Origin of the sequence: Duganella sp. CY15W, assembly GCF_009857555.1 — a bacterium.
In the GTDB taxonomy this organism is placed as follows: domain Bacteria; phylum Pseudomonadota; class Gammaproteobacteria; order Burkholderiales; family Burkholderiaceae_D; genus Rugamonas; species Rugamonas sacchari.
Genome location: NZ_WWCQ01000006.1, coordinates 235585 through 253548 on the forward strand (window position 1 = coordinate 235585; position 17964 = coordinate 253548).

At 61.9% G+C, this 17964-nt stretch carries 22 protein-coding genes; 12 read left to right on the forward strand and 10 right to left on the reverse strand.

Annotation, left to right across the window (positions count from 1 at the left end; all coding sequences use genetic code 11):
* Genes modA through GTP58_RS25875 form a run of 4 tightly spaced genes read left to right on the forward strand, consistent with a single transcriptional unit; the run spans position 1 to position 2908 of the window.
* Entirely contained in the window at positions 1 to 744 is a 744-nt protein-coding gene (modA, locus tag GTP58_RS25860; RefSeq protein ID WP_161079907.1) for a molybdate ABC transporter substrate-binding protein, read from the forward strand.
* 3 nt (positions 745 to 747) lie between these two features.
* Positions 748 to 1428: a molybdate ABC transporter permease subunit gene (gene modB, locus GTP58_RS25865; RefSeq protein WP_072786419.1), complete on the forward strand. Its 681-nt coding sequence runs from the start codon at positions 748 to 750 to the stop codon at positions 1426 to 1428.
* Entirely contained in the window at positions 1425 to 2114 is a 690-nt protein-coding gene (locus GTP58_RS25870; protein WP_161079908.1) for an ATP-binding cassette domain-containing protein, read from the forward strand. The genes modB and GTP58_RS25870 overlap by 4 nt, the downstream gene beginning before the upstream one ends.
* A gap of 2 nt (positions 2115 to 2116) precedes the next feature.
* Positions 2117 to 2908, forward strand: coding sequence for a TOBE domain-containing protein (locus GTP58_RS25875; RefSeq protein ID WP_161080086.1), 792 nt, complete (start codon positions 2117 to 2119; stop codon positions 2906 to 2908).
* A 2-nt stretch (positions 2909 to 2910) separates the two neighbouring features.
* On the opposite strand, the gene GTP58_RS25880 is transcribed toward GTP58_RS25875, so the two are convergent.
* Both GTP58_RS25880 and GTP58_RS25885 read right to left on the reverse strand, forming a co-directional pair.
* Positions 2911 to 3870 (reverse strand): MBL fold metallo-hydrolase, encoded by a 960-nt coding sequence (locus GTP58_RS25880; RefSeq protein WP_161079909.1) that lies wholly within the window; start codon positions 3868 to 3870, stop codon positions 2911 to 2913.
* Entirely contained in the window at positions 3867 to 4493 is a 627-nt protein-coding gene (locus GTP58_RS25885) for a DUF1579 family protein (protein WP_161079910.1), read from the reverse strand. The genes GTP58_RS25880 and GTP58_RS25885 overlap by 4 nt, the downstream gene beginning before the upstream one ends.
* A 108-nt stretch (positions 4494 to 4601) precedes the next feature.
* On the opposite strand from GTP58_RS25885, the gene GTP58_RS25890 reads away from it, so the two are divergent.
* Positions 4602 to 5492 (forward strand): LysR family transcriptional regulator, encoded by an 891-nt coding sequence (locus GTP58_RS25890; protein ID WP_161079911.1) that lies wholly within the window; start codon positions 4602 to 4604, stop codon positions 5490 to 5492.
* Between the two features lie 24 nt (positions 5493 to 5516).
* On the opposite strand, the gene GTP58_RS25895 is transcribed toward GTP58_RS25890, so the two are convergent.
* Genes GTP58_RS25895 through GTP58_RS25905 form a run of 3 tightly spaced genes read right to left on the reverse strand, consistent with a single transcriptional unit; the run spans position 5517 to position 9004 of the window.
* Complete coding sequence (locus GTP58_RS25895; RefSeq protein WP_202413861.1) at positions 5517 to 5993, reverse strand: nuclear transport factor 2 family protein; 477 nt, start codon at positions 5991 to 5993, stop codon at positions 5517 to 5519.
* 19 nt (positions 5994 to 6012) lie between these two features.
* Positions 6013 to 7140: an acyltransferase family protein gene (locus GTP58_RS25900; RefSeq protein ID WP_373924782.1), complete on the reverse strand. Its 1128-nt coding sequence runs from the start codon at positions 7138 to 7140 to the stop codon at positions 6013 to 6015.
* A gap of 31 nt (positions 7141 to 7171) precedes the next feature.
* Positions 7172 to 9004: a M61 family metallopeptidase gene (locus tag GTP58_RS25905; RefSeq protein WP_161079913.1), complete on the reverse strand. Its 1833-nt coding sequence runs from the start codon at positions 9002 to 9004 to the stop codon at positions 7172 to 7174.
* A gap of 225 nt (positions 9005 to 9229) precedes the next feature.
* On the opposite strand from GTP58_RS25905, the gene GTP58_RS25910 reads away from it, so the two are divergent.
* Positions 9230 to 10102 carry a LysR family transcriptional regulator gene (locus GTP58_RS25910; protein WP_161079914.1) on the forward strand — a complete coding sequence of 291 codons (873 nt, stop codon included), beginning with the start codon at positions 9230 to 9232 and terminating at the stop codon, positions 10100 to 10102.
* Here the strand turns inward: GTP58_RS25910 and GTP58_RS25915 are convergent.
* Both GTP58_RS25915 and GTP58_RS25920 read right to left on the reverse strand, forming a co-directional pair.
* Entirely contained in the window at positions 10099 to 10926 is an 828-nt protein-coding gene (locus GTP58_RS25915) for an oxidoreductase (RefSeq protein ID WP_161079915.1), read from the reverse strand. The two genes, GTP58_RS25910 and GTP58_RS25915, sit on opposite strands and share 4 nt — an antisense overlap.
* 97 nt (positions 10927 to 11023) lie before the next feature.
* Positions 11024 to 11809 carry an AraC family transcriptional regulator gene (locus GTP58_RS25920; protein ID WP_161079916.1) on the reverse strand — a complete coding sequence of 262 codons (786 nt, stop codon included), beginning with the start codon at positions 11807 to 11809 and terminating at the stop codon, positions 11024 to 11026.
* A gap of 98 nt (positions 11810 to 11907) precedes the next feature.
* On the opposite strand from GTP58_RS25920, the gene GTP58_RS25925 reads away from it, so the two are divergent.
* Positions 11908 to 12705 (forward strand): inositol monophosphatase family protein, encoded by a 798-nt coding sequence (locus GTP58_RS25925; RefSeq protein ID WP_161079917.1) that lies wholly within the window; start codon positions 11908 to 11910, stop codon positions 12703 to 12705.
* 5 nt (positions 12706 to 12710) lie between these two features.
* On the opposite strand, the gene GTP58_RS25930 is transcribed toward GTP58_RS25925, so the two are convergent.
* The 3 genes from GTP58_RS25930 to GTP58_RS25940 form a co-directional block, all read right to left on the reverse strand.
* Entirely contained in the window at positions 12711 to 13028 is a 318-nt protein-coding gene (locus GTP58_RS25930; RefSeq protein WP_072786436.1) for a KGG domain-containing protein, read from the reverse strand.
* A 51-nt stretch (positions 13029 to 13079) separates the two neighbouring features.
* A complete protein-coding gene (locus GTP58_RS25935; protein ID WP_161079918.1) occupies positions 13080 to 13271 on the reverse strand; it encodes a hypothetical protein in 192 nt (63 codons plus the stop codon).
* Positions 13272 to 13333: 62 nt separating this feature from the next.
* Positions 13334 to 14353: an NADP-dependent oxidoreductase gene (locus GTP58_RS25940; protein ID WP_161079919.1), complete on the reverse strand. Its 1020-nt coding sequence runs from the start codon at positions 14351 to 14353 to the stop codon at positions 13334 to 13336.
* A 123-nt stretch (positions 14354 to 14476) separates the two neighbouring features.
* Here GTP58_RS25940 and purU point away from each other — a divergent pair, with 123 nt between their 5' ends.
* The 5 genes from purU (at position 14477) to GTP58_RS25965 (ending at position 17961) form a co-directional block, all read left to right on the forward strand.
* A complete protein-coding gene (purU, locus tag GTP58_RS25945; protein WP_161079920.1) occupies positions 14477 to 15346 on the forward strand; it encodes a formyltetrahydrofolate deformylase in 870 nt (289 codons plus the stop codon).
* Between the two features lie 12 nt (positions 15347 to 15358).
* On the forward strand, positions 15359 to 15901 hold the full coding sequence (locus GTP58_RS25950; protein ID WP_161079921.1) for a YaeQ family protein: 543 nt from the start codon (positions 15359 to 15361) through the stop codon (positions 15899 to 15901).
* Positions 15902 to 15915: 14 nt separating this feature from the next.
* A complete protein-coding gene (locus tag GTP58_RS25955) occupies positions 15916 to 16353 on the forward strand; it encodes a copper chaperone PCu(A)C (RefSeq protein ID WP_161079922.1) in 438 nt (145 codons plus the stop codon).
* 10 nt (positions 16354 to 16363) lie between these two features.
* Positions 16364 to 16843 carry a YcnI family protein gene (locus GTP58_RS25960; RefSeq protein ID WP_161079923.1) on the forward strand — a complete coding sequence of 160 codons (480 nt, stop codon included), beginning with the start codon at positions 16364 to 16366 and terminating at the stop codon, positions 16841 to 16843.
* Positions 16844 to 16998: 155 nt separating this feature from the next.
* Complete coding sequence (locus tag GTP58_RS25965) at positions 16999 to 17961, forward strand: Rpn family recombination-promoting nuclease/putative transposase (RefSeq protein WP_161079924.1); 963 nt, start codon at positions 16999 to 17001, stop codon at positions 17959 to 17961.
* The last annotated feature ends 3 nt before the right edge of the window (positions 17962 to 17964 follow it).

Here is a 17964-nt window from a genome sequence, read left to right on the forward strand (position 1 = left end):
ATGTTGAAAGCAAGTTTGGCGATTGTGCTGGCGGCCTGGGGTGTGTCGGCGGCGGCAGCGGACATCACTGTATCGGCGGCGGCCAGCCTGACCAATGCGTTTAAAGAAATCGGCGTGGCCTTCGAGAAGGAGCATGCGGGCGACAAGGTGCAGTTCAACTTTGCCGCGTCCGATCCGCTGGTACAGCAGATCGCCAAGGGCGCGCCGGTGGACGTGTTTGCCTCCGCCGACCAGGATGCGATGGACAAGGCCGATACGCTGAAGCTGCTGGCGCCGGGCACGCGCAAAAACTTCGCCAGCAACAGCCTGGTGCTGATCGCGCCGCAGGGCGGCAAGGTGCCGGTCAAGAGCCTGGCCGATGTGGCGCAGGCCGGCGTGTCGCGCGTCACCATCGGCAATCCGGCCAGCGTGCCGGTCGGCCGCTACACCAAGGCCGCGCTGGAAAACGCCAAGCTGTGGGCCGTGGTGGAACCGAAGCTGATCCTGGGCACCTCGGTGCGCCAGTGCCTGGACTATGTGGCGCGCGGTGAAGTGGATGCCGGCTTTGTCTACGCCACCGATGCGGCCATCGTCAAAGACAAGGTCACAGTGGTGGCCACGGTGCCAACCGAAACGCCGGTGACCTATCCGATTGCCGTGATTGCTGCCGGTCCGCAAGCAGCGGCGGGCCGCAAGTTTGCTGACTACGTGCAGTCGCCGGCTGGCCAGGCGATTCTGGCCAAGTACGGTTTCGGCCGCCCGTAAGGCATGGAGTCTGTCGAGCCAGCCTGGGTAGCATTACGGCTGTCGCTGAAGGTGGCCTGCTGGGCCACCGTGATTGATCTGGTGTTGGGCGTGGCGCTGGGCTATCTGCTGGCGCGCAAGCGTTTTCCGGGCCGCGAACTGCTGGACGCGGTGCTGACCTTGCCGATGGTGATGCCGCCCACCGTGCTGGGCTACTATATGCTGGTCATCATCGGCCGCAATGGCGTGGTAGGCGCGTGGTTGCAGCAGCACTTCGGCATCAACCTGATTTTTACCTGGCAGGCGGCAGTGATTGCCGCCGCCGTGGTGGCGTTCCCGCTCGTGCTCAAGGGCGCGCGCGCGGCGTTTGAAAGCATCGATACGCAATTCGAGCAGGCTGCGCGCGTGCTGGGCGTATCGTCGTTTGGCGTGTTCCTGCGCGTGACCTTGCCGCTGGCCTGGCGCGGCGTGCTGGGCGGCACCTTGCTGGCGTTTGCCCGTTCGATGGGCGAGTTCGGCGCCACGCTGATGGTGGCGGGCAGCATTCCCGGCAAGACGCAGACGCTGTCGATTGCCGTGTACGAAGCCGTGCAGGCGGGGCAGGACGACCATGCCAACCTGCTGGTGGTCATCACCTCTGTGGTGTGTGTGGCGGTGCTCATCACGGCAAACAAACTGACGCCTAACCGTAATCCCCAAGCATGAGTACGCAATTTAAAGTCGATATCCACAAAACCTTGCGCTCGGCGGACCGCGAGTTCAAGCTGCATGCGCGCTTTGAATCGGGCAGCCAGCGCGTGGTGGTGTACGGCTCATCGGGCGCGGGCAAGAGCCAGATGATGAAGGCCGTGGCCGGACTGATAACGCCGGACAGCGGCCGCATCGAGCTGGCCGGACGCTGCCTGTTCGATAGCGCCATGGGCGTCAACGTGCCGGTGCAGCAGCGCAAGGTGGCGTATCTGTTCCAGGACTATGCGCTGTTCCCGCATTTGAACGTGCGCCAGAATATTGGCTTTGGCTTGCAGCGCGGCTGGCGCAATCCGCTGTCGCGCGCCGACAGCGAGGCGATACGCTACTGGATCGATGCGTTTGAACTGGGGCATGTGGCGCACCAGTATCCGCATGAGCTGTCGGGCGGTCAGCGGCAGCGCGTGGCCCTGGCGCGCGCGCTGGCGCCGCAGCCGGATGCGCTGCTGCTGGACGAACCATTTGCCGCGCTCGATCCCGGCCTGCGCGAGCGCATGCGCGAGGAACTCGGCGCCTTGCAGCGCCGGCTGGCCATCCCGATGCTGATGATTACCCATGATCCCGAGGATGTGCGCGCTTTCGGCGAACATGTGCTGCGCATGGAAAATGGTAGCATCTTCCATGTGGAGGAGAGTGCGGCATGACGATGGAATTACGAGGCAATGTGTGGCTGACCATAGACGGGCAGAAGCTGGGCGGGCAAGACCGCGTGGCGCTGCTGGCGGCGGTGGCGGCCGAAGGTTCGATCACGGCGGCGGCCAAGGCGGTTGGCATGAGCTACAAGGGCGCATGGGACGCGATCGAGGCGATGAACAATCTGGCCGGCGAGCCGCTGGTCGAACGCGCGGCGGGCGGCAAGGGCGGTGGCGGCACACGGCTGACGCAGCGGGGTAGTCAACTGGTCGAAAATTTCCGTAAAATTGATGAGGAACACCAGCGCTTCGTGGCACACCTGAGTGCCCAGTCGCACGCGCTGGCGGACGATTTCTTACTCATACAAAGGATGAAAATGAAGACCAGCGCACGTAATCAGTTCAGCGGCAAGGTAGTGGCATTGAAGCATGGCGCAGTCAATGACGAGGTGGTGCTGGAGATTGTCGGTGGCCAGAAGCTCGTCGCGACCATCACCCGTGACAGCAGCGAAGGGCTGGGGCTGGATGTGGGCGTCGAGGCGTTTGCACTGATCAAGGCCTCGTCGGTGATCGTGGCAACTGAACTGGGTGACGTGAAGCTGTCGGCGCGCAACCGGCTGACGGGCAAGGTCAGCCGCGTGCTGCCGGGCGCGGTGAATACCGAGGTGACCATTGAACTGCCGGGGGGCGGCACCATTGCCGCCATTGTCACCAAGGACAGTGGCGAGTCGCTGGGCCTGGAAGTGGGCACGGAAGCCAGCGCCATCTTCAAGGCCTCCAGCGTGATTATCGGGACACCAGCTTAAGCCTAACGCGGGCGGCACAACCTTGCATGGTTTACCTGAATTTCCATCCCGATCCAGTCCTTGAGCTGCCAGTCCGGGTGCTGTGCCGCCAATAATGGCGTTGCTTCCTGCTGCAAGTCGCCGAGCGTCTTGCCGGCGGCGCAGCCGGACGCCACAGCCTCGCGCGCCTGCTCGATGTGCTGGGCGGCAGCATCCAGATCGGCACGGCTGCCGATGCGTCCATGACCGGGAATCACGATCTGCGGCTGCGTGGCGGCGACCTGGCGCAGGATGTCGCGCCAGTTGAGCGGATCGACGTCGGTATCTCCCAGCTCGGGGAACCACGGCATGATGGGAAACGACCCGGTTTCCAGCAGGTCACCCATGATGACCACACCCTGATCCGGTAGCGAAACCACTTGGTCGCCCAGGGTGTGCGCGGGCTTGTAGTAGTTGAGCTTGACCACGCGCCCGCCCAGGTCGATCGATGCGGCATCTTCGTAGACCACATCGGGAGCCACAAGCCGCACATCGCGCATGGCGTTCGCCACCCCCAGCCTGGTGGCAAACAACGACTGGTAGCCAGGCCCTTTCTGCAGCATCTCGTCGCGCTGGGCACGGTTGTAGATGATGGTCGCCTGTCCTTTGAACACCTGGGCGCCAAAGCCATGTTCGGGATGGAAATGGGTCACGGTCAGATACAGTTTGCGCCGGCCCGCGAGTTTCTTTGCGGCCTTCAGCACCCGCTGCGCGCTTTCCGTGCCGAGGCCGGTGTCAACCACCAGCACCGCATCCCTGCCCACGATGATGGTGATGTTGGGCACCAGCATAATGTGCTGGCGGTCTTCGATGACATAAACGCCTTCGCTGACCCTGGTCATGTTTTCCAGCCGGATGGTTTTCTCGGCAGAGAGATCCTTTGCGGCGCCCTGCGCGCCGGCCATCAGGCAGATGCTGAGTGCGGTGGCGATGAGCTTTTTCATAGCCCACCTTTGCGGCGCGCGTAGGCATAGCGATGCGCCAGCCATTTGGTGCCGCTGCCATCGGCAAGGATGAAATACTGGTCTTTGGTTTCCGTGTCGGGGCCGGTCTGTTCGATGATCTCTTCCATGCGCAGCAACTGGCCACTGACCGTGGCACCGGCGCCTGGGAAGGCAAACGGCTCGAACTGGATGCGAATGCGGCGGACGTCGTCGTGCTCGTAGCTCCAGGCCGGCATCAGGCCTGCGGCGACACGCGTGTCCATCGACAGATACTCCCAGCGTCCCGTGACGCGGTTGTAGCCGAGGTAGTCCATTCGATACAGGGCCGCATCGCTGCGCTGTGCGGAGGCATACAACATCTCCTGCAGATACAGGCCGACCATTTGCCGGTGCGCGACCTGGCCATGGATCACCGCTGGCTCCGCGCCCGGACGCGCCCAGACGGTTTCGCTGACATCCCACCATCCTGCACGCGCAGCCAGCGCCGCAGCGTCGGCGCCCGGCAGGTTCATGCTGTCCACCGTGACGGTGGTGTTTGCCACGCCCTGGGCATGCAGCAGTGCGCAGGGATTCAAGGCAAACATGCCCGCCAGGCACAGTCCCGTGATGCCGATTTTCGCCATACCATTTCCTTATCTGATGTGCCCGAAGGCGAGTTCAGTGATAGTATTTTGTTTCGAATCGGGCATAAATTCCGATGTGGGCACGTGTATCACAACTGGGAGTGTGGAATGGATCGTCTGGCCAGCATGGCGGCCTTTGTCAAAACAGTGGAAGTGGGTTCGTTTGCGGCCGCCGCAAGTGCGCTGGCGATGTCGCCGCAAATGATTGCCAGGCACATCAGCTGGCTGGAAAGTCGGCTGGGCGCACGCCTGATTAACCGCACCACGCGCCGCCAGAGCCTGACCGAAATGGGCAAGGCCTATTACGAGCGCTGCAAGGTGGTGCTGGCCGATGCCGACTGGGCCGATTCGCTGGCCGACCAGGCGTATGAAGCGCCGCGTGGCCGTTTGCGTGTCAATGCACCTGTCAGTTTCGGCACGCATACGCTGATGCCGGTGGTGGCGCGCTATCTGAAGCGCTACCCGGAAGTGGAGATGGAGCTGGTGCTGAACGACCGCTATGTCGATCCGGTGGAGGAAGAGTTTGAGGCGGTGTTCAGGATCGGCACGCTCAAGGATTCCAGTTTCATGGCGCGCGCGCTCAAGCCGTTCAATCTGGTCGCCTGCGCTTCTCCCGGTTATCTGAAGGAACGCGGCGTGCCGAAGACGCCGACGGAACTGGAACAGCATGAATGCCTGGCCTATGCGTCCGCAACAGGACCGGCCACCAGCGACTGGCGTTTCATGCGTGACGAGGAAAATTTTACGATCAACGTCAAGACGCGATTGCGGCTGAACGATGCCAAGGCGCTGCTGAACGCGGCGTTGCATGACCTGGGCATCGTGTTTGTCGCTGAAGATCTGGCGCGCGAGAGCCTGAATTCGGGGCGGCTGGTGAAAGTGCTGGCGGAATATGAAACCCCGTCACGCCCCATCCACCTGATTTACCACCCCGACCGCCGTCAGACGCCGAAACTGAAGAGCTTTATCAGCGCCGTAGTCAGCGAGCTTGCGTTGTGATGCCGCGCGGCGCGCAATGCCGTCTTACATCGGGTCAGAGGAGTAGGTGAGCGCGGCGATGTACCAGCCGTCGCTGTCCTTGACCAGTTGCCAGGTTTCGCTGCCACGATTGGTTGGCTTACCGTCGATCATGAAGACAAAGTCGAAGTAGACCGAAGCGATCGTGCCATCGCTGCTGATCTGCTGCCGGGTATGCGTGGGATTGAAACTGGCTTTGGAGGTGGACACCAGTTTGGCAAAGCTGGCATAGCTGCCCACCCTGATCTTGGGCGCGTCCGCCGACTTTTCCCTGGCCGCCGCATAGGCCTGGTCGGATAGCACGTTCAGCCAGATGCTGGTGGGCAGGAACAGGGCGGCCAGCCGGTCGCCATCGTGACTGAGGACGGCTTCATGGTAGGCATCCATGACATGCTGGACGTCGAGCCGGTCACTGCGGGTATCGGCGTACGCCAGGTTCGCCAGGCTGGCGGCAAGCACAAATGCAAGGGAGCGCAGTTTCATCGGGATAGTTCGCTTTCTGTTAGTGGACATAGCGCTTGCTGAGCCAGCGGCGCACCGGGATGTCATAGAAGGTCAGGCAGAGATAGGCGGTTGTGACGCAGGCCAGGAACGTGGCGATGGTCATGGGCAGCGCGTCTGCCAGCGGAATCTTGCGCTGGTTGACCCAGGCAATATAGGTGTACACGAACGGGTAGTGGATGATGTAGATGGGATAGGAGATCGCGCCGAGAAAGCCGCAGATCCTGGCGCCCATGCGCGTGTTCACGCTGCCGCTGGCGCCGATGTAGACCACCAGTGGAAACACCAGCACAATGCACAGCGCGTCATACAGGCCGTTCTTCCACAGATCGGCGGGACCGCCCATACGCGGCCAGGCGAGCGCAGCGATGATGATGACACTGCTCAGCAGGAATGCGTGCCGGATGCGGCCGACAGTCACGATGCGCGACAGCAGCAGGCCGGCAAAGAAGGGATACAGCAAGCGGGTCAGGCCAATCCGCATCTGCACCGGTTCCAGCGACCAGCCGCCGATGACGTCACCATTCGGGCCGGTGAGGCAATAGTGCACCAGCACGCAGCCGGTCACGAGCACGAAGCACGCCAGCACGGTTTTCGAGAATTTGCGCACGAATAGCGCGTAGAGGATGTTGGCAACGTATTCGTAGAACAGCGACCAGGATGGGCCATTCAGCGGATGCATTTCGCTCCAGCCACGGATGTCGAGCGCCGCGCCCACCGGGATCAGCGTCATGCCGATCACCATGACCGTCAGCATCAGCCACGGTGGTGTGGCCTGGATATTGGGGAAGGCCGCACTGGCCTGGACGTAAAACAGCGCAGCGCCAATCAGCATTGCCACCACGATCATCGGGTGCAGGCGGATCAGGCGGCGCTTGAAAAACTCCATGGTGGACATGGTGCGCCAGCGGTCATCATAGGCATAGCCGATCACGAAACCGGACAGCACGAAAAAGAAATCGACCGCAAGGTAGCCATGGTTGATGATCTGCTCGAAGCGGCTGGCCGCATGGGCTTCGAACAGGTGAAAGGCGACCACCATGAGCGCTGCCACGCCCCGTAGTCCGTCCAGGATGGCGTAATGCTGCTTGGTGTCAGTAAAGCCGACCGGCGCTGCGTTGTTTGTCACTGAGTCTCCTTTGGTTATTTTAAGTGTGGTGCTACCGTGCCTTGATGATGTCCGCCAGCCGGTCCGGCATGCCGGGGATGGCCTCCAGGGCCGGATAGCGCTCACCACCATCATGGATAACGCTGATTGGCGTGCCATCCTGCAAGGATAATTGAATCGCGCCGTGCGCGCTGCGGATCGCTTGTTGCAGCACGGCGGTACTGTACGGCTGTCCTTGTACTGTGGCGATCACGGCGCCTGGCACCAGGCCGGCCTGGCTGGCGGCGCTGTCGAACAGCACATCGGTGATCTCGCCGCGCCGGTTGACATTGAGCCCGAGCGAATACTCAAAGCCGTTTTTGCCATTGAAGGCCGACCATGCACTCGGCTGGTCGCGGTACACCAGGCGATAGCCCGCGCCCTGTATCCCGCTCAGGGTGGGATTGGGCTGCAAGGATTGCACGCGCTCCCGCAGGAAGCTGGCCCAGTCCAGCGGCACCACCTGATTCAGGGCGGCGATCACGTCGTCCATCTGGTAGGGACGGGCGATGGGGCCGGTGTCGGCGCCGCCACCGTAAAACAGCGCAACGAAGTCGTCGAGCGATTTTTTCCCCGCGCTGGCGTTACGCAGCGCCACATCGACATCGAGCCAGACCATGGCGCCTTCACGGTAGAAATCGAAGCCGTTGCGGCGCCAGTTGTCATAGGCCTGATCCTGATTGGCCCAGAGCGCCATGGCCATGCGGCCGTTGTCTTCCAGGTCGCGCCATGTGCGGCCCTGGCGATGCTCTATCGCTGCGGCGTTATCGGCGAGCACGCCGCGGAACTGTTCCAGGTCCCACATGCCGGCGCGCGCGGCAAGTACGGTGCCCAGGTAGTCGCTCAGGCCTTCGACGATCCACAGCTCGCTGCCATCCGGCGGCGACTGGAAATTCGGTGCGCTGAGGCCGGCGGGGCGGCGGTATTTGCCGTTCCAGCTATGCACCAGGTCATGGGGAATGAAGTTGGCATAGCGCGTCAGCATGGTGTCGTCGGTCAGAAACTTGGCGGGACGGCGGTTGTCCAGCGACTGGTGGTGATCGACGGCGCGGCCGGAAATATGGTCGGACAGTGTGACCAGGAAGCTGAAGGTATCGTAGTGGCGGTAGCCAAACAGCTTGCCGCTCTGGCGCACCAGCCTGGATAGCTGTTCGATGCGGGCGGCGGGGATATCGAGGTCCGCCGGCGTGTCGGCCACCATGTCCAGATAGTGTGCGGGCGTGACATCGGGCGCCAAGCGGATTTCGCGGAAATAGCGGCCGGCGATGAGCGGCGAATCCACCAGGCGCTCAAGCGAGGTGGTGCGGAATGTGATGCTGCCGTCTGCCTCCTGGCGTGCGTTTTCCAATGCGCTGGCGTGGCGCCATTGCGGGGGCAGGGTGACGGCAGGCTGCACCTGAATGTCGCTGACCTTGGCGCCAGCGTCAGCATAGGGGTAGAGCACCACCGCGTTCCAGCTCAAGACGGCGACCTTGTCGCTGGTCGATCCGCCGCCTTCGGCTGGCGGATCGCTGGCGATGAAGTCGCTGCGGATCTCGATGCTGTGCACGTCCGCCGGGACGTCCAGATGATAGAGGAACACGTCGTACGCATCGCGTCTCCAGCGGATGGGACGGCCGTTGCCGGTGATGAACAGGCCGGTATGCTGCTGCACCGGCCCCAGGTCGTGCTCGGCGGGTAGCCATTTCGGATACGCCAGGCGCAGCGGCCCTGGCTCGACCGGGATGGTTTCGACCGCATGGATCAGCTTGCGTGGTGCGTCCCGCAAATCGACCTGCAATGTGATCGGCGCTGCGCTGGCACAGGATGCCAGCAGCGCCAGTGCAATCAGCCATCCTGCTCGCATGTGCCTGCTCCCTTGAAAGTGGGCAAGCATAGCGATAGTCAAGGTGATTGAGTAACGAAACTTTTTAATACCCGGCATTAGGGCTGCTAATGTCGGGACATTACCTCAAACGATGGAGGAGTGAAATCCGTAGTTTCCGTCTGGTACACGGATGGGCAAGTGGGGTAAGGTTGCGTATTGGCTCAGTTGAGTTGCCCAGTCACCCCTATCGATACAGTGTGCCGCATGAAACGAAATCTGGACCTTGGCCTGTTGCGTACCTTGATCTGCATAAGCGAAACAGGCTCGATGAGCGGCGCGGCGCAGCGGCTATACGTGACGCAGGGCGCGGTCAGCCACCAGGTCAAGCGCCTGGAGCAATTGCTGGACCAGCGTTTGCTGGAACGCGGCAACGATGGCGTCCGGCTGTCCGATGCCGGGCTGCGGCTGGTGAGCGAGGGCCGCGAGTTGCTGCGCATGCATGATGAACTGCTGGCTTCCTTCACGGTCGCCAGCGTGACGGGGCGAGTGCGGCTCGGTGTGCCGTATGACCTGCTGGCGCGGCAGCTGCCGCCGATGCTGCAGGCGTTTATCGCCCGCTATCCGCAAGTGGAAGTGGTGGTAACGGCGGGTACGTCGCCGGGCTTGCGCAGGCAATACGAGGCCGGCGAGCTGGACCTGGTGATCCTGGAGGAGATGCATGGCAGCTCCAGTGGCCGCGTCCTCAGGCTTGATAATCCGGTGTGGGTTGGCAAAATCGAAGGGGCGGCATGGACGCGCCAGCCGCTGCCCGTTTCACTGGCGGCGCCCGACTGTGTCTTCCGGCCCCTGATCCAGTCAGTGCTGGGCGCGGCGGGGCGCGACTGGTACACGGTGGTGGATTATCCCAGCATCGAGGCGACCATCTTCACCGTGCTGAGCGACGATGCGGTGAGCGTGCTGCTGGCATCGACAGTGCCTTCGGCTTTGCAGGTTCTGGATGACAGCTCGGGCTTGCCCAGGCTGCCGCAGTTCGCCATCACCTTGCAGGGGTTTGATGCCGGGGATTCCCCTGCCGCTGCTGCGCTGGCGGATGCCATCGTTGAAGGCTATGTGCAGCTCAATGCTGCGATGTCTTAGCCGTCGGTTGACCGGGTAAGTGCTTCCCAGGCGCTGATGTCCTGTTCCATCTGCGCGAGCTTGCTGCGTACCAGTCCGAGCGCATCGCTGCCGAGCAGCAGGTGCGCAGGTGGTGCGGCCGATTCCACTAGCGTCAGGATTGCCTGCGCGGCTTTGGCCGGATCGCCGGGCTGCTTGCCGCTGCGGGCTGCGCGCGCGGTGCGGATCGGATCGAACAGGGCGTCGTAGTCGGCGATGCTGCGTTCGGCGCGCACCATGGAGCGTCCGGCCCAGTCGGTCCGGAAGGAGCCTGGCGCGACTGCGGTGACGTGCACGCCGAACTGGTGCAGCTCTTTGCCCAGCGCTTCCGAAATTCCTTCCAGCGCGAACTTGCTGCCCGCGTAGTAGGCAATGCCGGGCATGGTGATGAAGCCGCCCATCGACGTGATGTTGATGATGTGGCCGCGCCAGCGTTGACGGAACAGTGGTACAAACGCTTTCATCACCGCCACCGCGCCGAACACGTTGACGTCGAACTGGTGACGCATGTCGTCCAGCGAGGATTCTTCCAGGATGCCTTCGTGGCCGTAGCCGGCATTATTGACCAGCACATCAACCGGACCTGCCGCCGCTTCCGCCTGCGCGACCACGTCCGGGATGGCGTCGAAATCGGTCACATCCAGCACATGGGCATGGGCGCGTTCGGCATGCAGGCCGATAAAGGCCGCGCGCGCCTGCGCGTTGCGCACGGTGCCAATCACGGTGTGGCCTGCTGCCAGCGCCGCCTCCGCCAGCGCGCGGCCAAAGCCGCTGCTGACGCCGGTAATGAAAAATGTCTTGGGCATGGTAAGTCCTTTCTTGAGGACGTCCATGGTAGCGATGCGGTGGCCATCCGGCCATACCGGAAACTATTGATCGCTTGCCTGATACTCTACAATGAGGTCAGGCGGCAAAGCGGGCCGGGGTGGTGCCCAGGATGCGGCGGAACAGGGCGATAAAACTGCTGACGCTGTCGTAACCCAGGCTGAGCGCGACCGTGGTCACGGATGCGCCGCCGTTCAACAATTCCATGCCTTTTTGCAGACGCGCGACCTGGCGCCATTCCACCACCGACATGCCTGTTTCGCTGCGGAAGTGACGGGTCAGGCTGCGGCGCGACCAGCCCAGCTGATCGGCCCAGGCGTCGAGGTCGGTCTCATCGGCCGGGTCTTCGGCGATGGCGGCGGCCATGGCCAGCAGGCGAGGGTGGCGCGGCATGGTCAGGTGCAGCGGGTCGGCCTGGGCCACGCGCATTTCATCGAGGAAGACATTCATCATGCGCAGGCCTGCGGCATCGGACGGCATGCCACTGGGCCACAAGCACATGCGCTCCAGCAGCGACACCGCCAGCGGCGACATGCGCAGCGCCAGCGACTCCTCCGGGAAGCCAGCACAGAGCGAGGGCGTCAGATGGATGGTGTAGCCTGCCAGGCCCGGTTTCAGGCTGCTGCCATGGGCGCTGGCCGAATGCGGCATGTACGGCGGTATCCAGCCCAGCCGTCCTGGCGGCAGGACCTGGCGGTTGGCGCCGGCCTCGACCAGGATCACACCCTGCATGGGAATGTACATCTGGCCTTCCGGATGGTGATGGGTGAATTTGCCCTTGCCGGGACCGCCATCGGTGTGCTGGGCGGCGACGTAGATGGGCATGTCGTCAGTCAGGCGTTTGTCGCCGTAGTAGTTGCTCATGTGCTGGCCCGATTGCGTTATCAGTTGTCCTTTTTCAGTTAGCTGCGTTTCCATTCTACAGGCAATCTATGGCTTTCATTGATCGCAAGGAAAAAACCATGACTGCAATCGACACCGAGGGGGTACTGGAGCTGATGCGCGACGTTGGCGCCGGCCTGTGCGAGACCTTCTGGCAGAGTGAGCCCGTGGTGGAGGTGGATGAGATGTGGGCCGCGTTCCACCGCGTTGATGGCGCCGCCAGCGATCTGCTGCGCCAGGGGCTGGCCGCGCGCTATCCGGGCATTGCCTGGGCTGACGGTGAACTCAGCGAAGCCCATGCCAAGAGCGGCGAGTACTGGATCTGCGACGCCATCGATGGCGCGCTGCAGTTCCTGCGTACGATTCCCAACTGGTGCATGTCGCTGACGCTGATGCGTGAAGGCGTGGCGGTGTTCACCGCCATCTACGACGCCATGCATGACGAGATGTTTCACGCGCTGTGGGGCCATGGCGCCTTCTACAACGGCAAAGCCATCCGCGTCAGCAAGCGCCAGGACCATTACATGGGCATCGTCGCCAGTAGCCAGCCGCCCTTTGCCACGCGCCATGGTAGCGCGACGCAGAAGGCGGGCGAATCGCTGAGCGCCATGCTGCGCGACGTGGCGGCAGCGCGCAATCTGGGACCGACCTCGCTGCAACTGGCTTACGTCGCCTGCGGCCGGCTGGATGCGTTCTGGCAGTACGGTGAAGATGGCTACAATTGTATCGGCGGCTCGTTGCTGATCCGCGAGGCGGGTGGCGTGACCACCCAGGCCGATGGCCAGCCGTATCATCTGACCTCGGCCAGCATCGCCGCGGCGCCGCCCGGCGTGCATGCTTCCATGCTGCAGCGCTTGCAAGGCGTGGCGGCGGCATAGGGCGCCTATGGCGGGTTGCCGCCTTTGGCTGATTGTTCGGAACTGGCGGCGTTTTCCCGTGCCGCATTGGCACGGGCGGCGGACTGGCGGCTCTCGCCACCTTTGCGGCCGATGGCGGCCATGTGTTCGCGGTCGCGGCTGACCGCCTCGCCCCCTTTTTGCCCTGCGCGGCGCGCTTCTTCCGAATCGAATTCGTGCGCCGTGCCTTTCTGGTGGGCGGCTTGTCCGCCTTTGCTGGCGATGGCGCGCTGTGTGGCTTCATCCATGGCGGCAAAGCCGCGCTTGGACGTGCCCTTGGGTTTGTCGTTTGCTGTGTTGACCATATAAACCTCCGTTAAGATAAACAGGAACAGCCGGTGCGCTGTTCTGTATGTTTAGAGGTATGGATGGGACGGAAGTTCCATGCGCAGCATGGAAGAAGGCCATTGCGGCAGCTGGCGGTACAGCTCGAGATTGAGCTTGTTCATCGCCCACATGGCTTCCAGCGCGCGGACGCCGACGTCGGTATAGAAGTCGAGTACGACGTCGATGTGGGATTTGAGCAGTGGCGGGAAGAGTGGAAACATGATGAGCCCTCGGCTGGTTGGCGATGTCTGTGAGACCGCCGAGGGCGATAAAAAGTTCCGCGCTAGACCGGTGCGACCTGCAGTACCAGCTTGCCGAAGTTCTTCCCTTCAAACAGCATGTTGAGCGCTTGCGGGAATTGTTCCAGGCCTTGCACCACATCTTCCTTGCTTTTGACTTTACCTTCCTTCATCCACTGGCCCAGCTGGGCCACGCCCAGGTGGTAGCGGTCGGCGTAGTCGAAGACGACGATGCCTTCCATGCGCGCGCGGTTGACCAGCAGCGACAGGTAGTTGGACGGGCCTTTCACCGGCGTGGTGTTGTTGTACTGCGAGATGGCGCCGCAGATGACGATGCGCGCCTTCAGGTTGATGCGGGTGAGCACCAGGTCGAGGATCTCGCCGCCGACGTTGTCGAAGTAGACGTCCACGCCTTGCGGGCAGTGCTGCTTGAGGCCGTCCTTGACCGAGTCGTTCTTGTAGTCGATGCAGGCGTCAAAGCCCAGCTGGTTGACGACGAAATCGCATTTGTCCTTGCCGCCGGCGATGCCGACCACGCGGCAGCCCAGCTGCTTGGCGACCTGGCCCACGGTCTGGCCGACGGCGCCGGCCGCGCCGGACACCACCACGGTCTCGCCAGCCTTGGGCTGGCCCGATTCGAGCAGGCCGAAGTAGGCCGTCATGCCGGGCATGCCCAGCGTGTTCAGATAGGTGGTCAGTGGCGCCAGCTTGGGATCGATTTTGTAGAAGGCGCCGCTCTTGTCATCGGCTGCGCCGGTCCAGTAGCGCTGCACGCCGGTGCCGCCGGACACGTGGTCGCCCACGGCAAACTTGGCCGACTGCGATTCCACCACGACGCCGACGCCGCCAGCGCGCATCACTTCGCCGATGGCGACCGGGCGGATATAGGATTTGCCTTCGTTCATCCAGCCGCGCATGGCCGGATCAAGCGACAGGTACAGCACTTTGATGCGGACTTCGCCATCGGCCAGTTCGTGCAGCGGCTCGTCCACCTGTTGCCAGTCGCTGTCCTTGACCATGCCGACCGGACGGGCGGCCAGGCGGAATTGCAGATTTGTCTCCATGGATTTTCTCCTTATGTGGGGTTCGAATGACTATATCTCAAATTGCACGATCGTGCTATTTTTGTCTGAAAAGGCAAGGCGTGCGACAATAGATCTCTTTTGTCCAACTTCCTTACGGCAGTCATGAGCAATCCCGAATACATTTTGACACTCTCTTGCCTGGATCAGCGCGGAATCGTTCATCGCGTGTCGGGTTTCCTGGCGGAGCACGGCTGCAACATCATCGACTCGGCGCAGTTTGGCGACAGCGAGTCCAGGCTGTTCTTCATGCGCGTGCATTTTGCGCGCGAAGACCACAACGTCAACGATGATCTGCTGCGTGCCGACTTCAGCCTGCTGGCGGCCGAGATGAAGCTGGACTGGGAGATGCGCGACGCGCACTACAAGCCGCGCGTGATGCTGATGGTGTCGAAGATCGGCCACTGCCTGAACGACCTGCTGTTCCGCTACAAGAGTGGCCTGCTGCCGGTGGAAATTCCGGCGATTGTGTCCAACCACATGGACTTCTACCAGCTGGCCGCCAGCTACAACATTCCGTTCCACCACCTGCCGCTGGCGACCGGTGCGCCGCAGGAAGCCAAGCTGGCGCAGGAAGCCAGGATCATCGAACTGATGGACACCCACAAGATCGACCTGGTGGTGCTGGCGCGCTACATGCAGATTCTGTCGCCTGGCTTGTGCACGGCGCTGAAGGGCAAAGCGATCAATATTCACCACTCCTTCCTGCCCAGCTTCAAGGGCGCCAAGCCGTACGCACAGGCGCACCACCGCGGCGTCAAGCTGATTGGCGCCACTGCCCACTTTGTCACCGGCGACCTGGACGAAGGTCCGATCATCGAACAGGACGTGGAGCGCGTTGACCATTCGATGGATGCCGATACCTTGTCCGCCATCGGCCGCGACGTCGAGTGCGTGGTGCTGGCGCGCGCCGTGAAGTGGTTCGTTGAACACCGCATTTTGCAAAACGGCGATAAAACCGTCGTATTTAAGTAAGAGAAATTTTAGATGGCCCTCAAAGCAACAATTTATAAAGCAGAACTGTCGATTGCGGACATGGACCGCAATTACTACGAAACCCACCAGCTGACGATGGCCCGCCATCCGTCCGAAACCGACGAGCGCATGATGGTGCGCCTAGTCGCGTTTGCGATTCACGCCAATGACGCACTGACCTTTACCAAGGGCCTGTTCGATGTCGAGGAGCCGGATCTGTGGCACAAGGACCTGACCGGCGCTATCGAGCTGTCGATTGAAGTCGGCCAGCCCGACGAGAAGGTGATTCTGAAAGCCTGCGGCCGCTCGGAGCATGTCTACGTCTACAGCTATTCGGCCACCAGCCATATCTGGTGGAAGGGCCTGGCCAACAAGGTGGAGCGTTGCAAGAACCTGACCGTGGTCGATCTGCCTGCCGACGCTACCGAACAGCTGGGCAAGATGGCGCAACGCACCATGCAGCTGCAGTGCACGATCCAGGACGGCCAGATCTGGCTGACCGATGGCACCACCACGGTGGAAATCGCGCGCGAAGTTCTGAAGTCCGAACGCTGATCTATAATGGCAGGATGAAAAATCTCCTGCTCTCCCTGATGCTGGCGACGGCCAGCGCTGCTGCTTGCGCCCAGGTGGATGTCAGTGGTGCGTGGATACGCGCCACGGTGCCCTCAGCCAAATCGAGCGGCTTGTTCATGCAGATCAAGTCAACGCGCGAGGCGCAGCTGGTGGAAGTGCGCTCGCCGGTTGCTGGCACGGTCGAAATCCATCAGATGCAGATGGATGGGCAGACCATGCGCATGCATGCCGTGCCGTTTGTCGCGCTGCCTGCCGGGCAGACCGTCAATATGGTTTCTGGCGGCTATCACGTGATGCTGATGGATCTGAAGCGCCAGTTGAAAGAGGGCGAGACGGTGCCGGTCACGCTGCTCATCCGCAAGCAGAGCAAGGGCACGGAAACGATGTCGCTCGATGTCATGGTCAAACCGCTGAACTATAGCGGACACTAAGGAGGCTGCGATGAACAAGATCTTGCTGGCGCTGCTGGGCTTTACTGCCGTTGCAGCCCACGCTCACGTCACGCTGGGCGAGACTAGCGGCTATGCCGGCACGTATCAGAAGCTGTCATTCCGCGTTGGCCATGGTTGCGATGGCAAGGCCACGACCGGCCTGACGGTCACGCTGCCCGAAGGCGCCACCCACGCCAAGCCCATGCCCAAGGCCGGCTGGAAAATCGATATCGTCAGCAGCGGTGCGCTCAACGAAATCACGTGGAAGGGCGGTTCGCTGCCGGACGCGTATTTCGATGAGTTTGTATTGCAGGCCAAGTTGCCTGCGGAGCCCGGCAAGCTGTACTTCCGCATCGTGCAGCAGTGCGGCAAAGTCAGCGTAGCGTGGGATGAAATCGCTGGCGAAGGCATGAGCAAAGGCGTGAAAGCGCCTGCGCCGGTGCTGGAAGTCCTGCCTGCATCGGTGGGTACGCAGGTTCATGTGCACTAAGCACGCGCACTGACTTCACGACGCCCCGCCTTTCATGACCCGCTGGATCTGCTCCAGCGCCTTCTCCCTTTTGATTGCGTGCAGATTGAGGCGCGCCAAACCAGGCTCGCAGCCTGGCGTACTCGTCAATGAGGGCGAAGGCTAGGATATTTTTCATGAGCCAGCGTAGCGACAAGCTGTACAAGCAACTGTTCGCACATCCCGAAATCGTGCGCGATCTGCTGTCCGGTTTTCTGACGGCTGATTGGGCACAGGCATTGAACATCCATGCATTCGAACGCGTCAACGCCAGCTATATCAGTGACGGCGGCAAGGCACGTCACGACGACATGGTGTGGCGTGTGCGGATAGGCGGGGATTGGGTGTATGTTTATATCCTGCTGGAGTTCCAGACGCGCCCGGACAAGTGGATGGCGTTGCGAATGCAGGTCTACATAGGCTTGCTGTATCAGGACCTGGTAGCCCAGCACAAGCTGAGCAAGCATGGAAAATTACCGCCAGTGTTGCCCATTGTGCTGTATCACGGCCGGCAACCATGGAACGCCGCCACCGAATTGACCGAGTTGATGCTGCCACCCCCGCAGGGGCTGGAGAGTTACCAGGCGCGCCAACACTATCTGCTGATTGATCAGCACCATGGCGTGCACGGCAATATCGTTGGATTGCTATTTCGTTTGCTCCAAGCCCGTAGCCAACTTGAGCTGGATGCTGCAGTACTGGCATTGACGCAATGGTTGCGGCAACCTGATCTGCACCAGGTCACCGTCACTCTGAGACGATGGCTACAGTTCACCTTGCAAGACGATTTTGATGACACTAAGATGGATCAGGAGGAGGGCGAAACAATGCGATCCGGAAGAAATTTCAAATTGGCCGATGTGTTTACCGACGAGTTCTTTGACAGGCTCTTTCAGCCGCTCGAAGAAGCCAAGCAGGAAGGCGTGCAACAAGGTGAGCGGCAGGCCTTGCAGGGTGTGCTCAGTGACTTGATTGAGGCAGGCGATACACCGGCTGACGCAGCGAACAGAATTGCGGAGGCGGATAGCGATCAGCTTCGCCTCTGGATCAAGTCCCTCGCACGTGGCACCAGCCCCCGGCAATTGTTTGCCGAGGGCTGATCC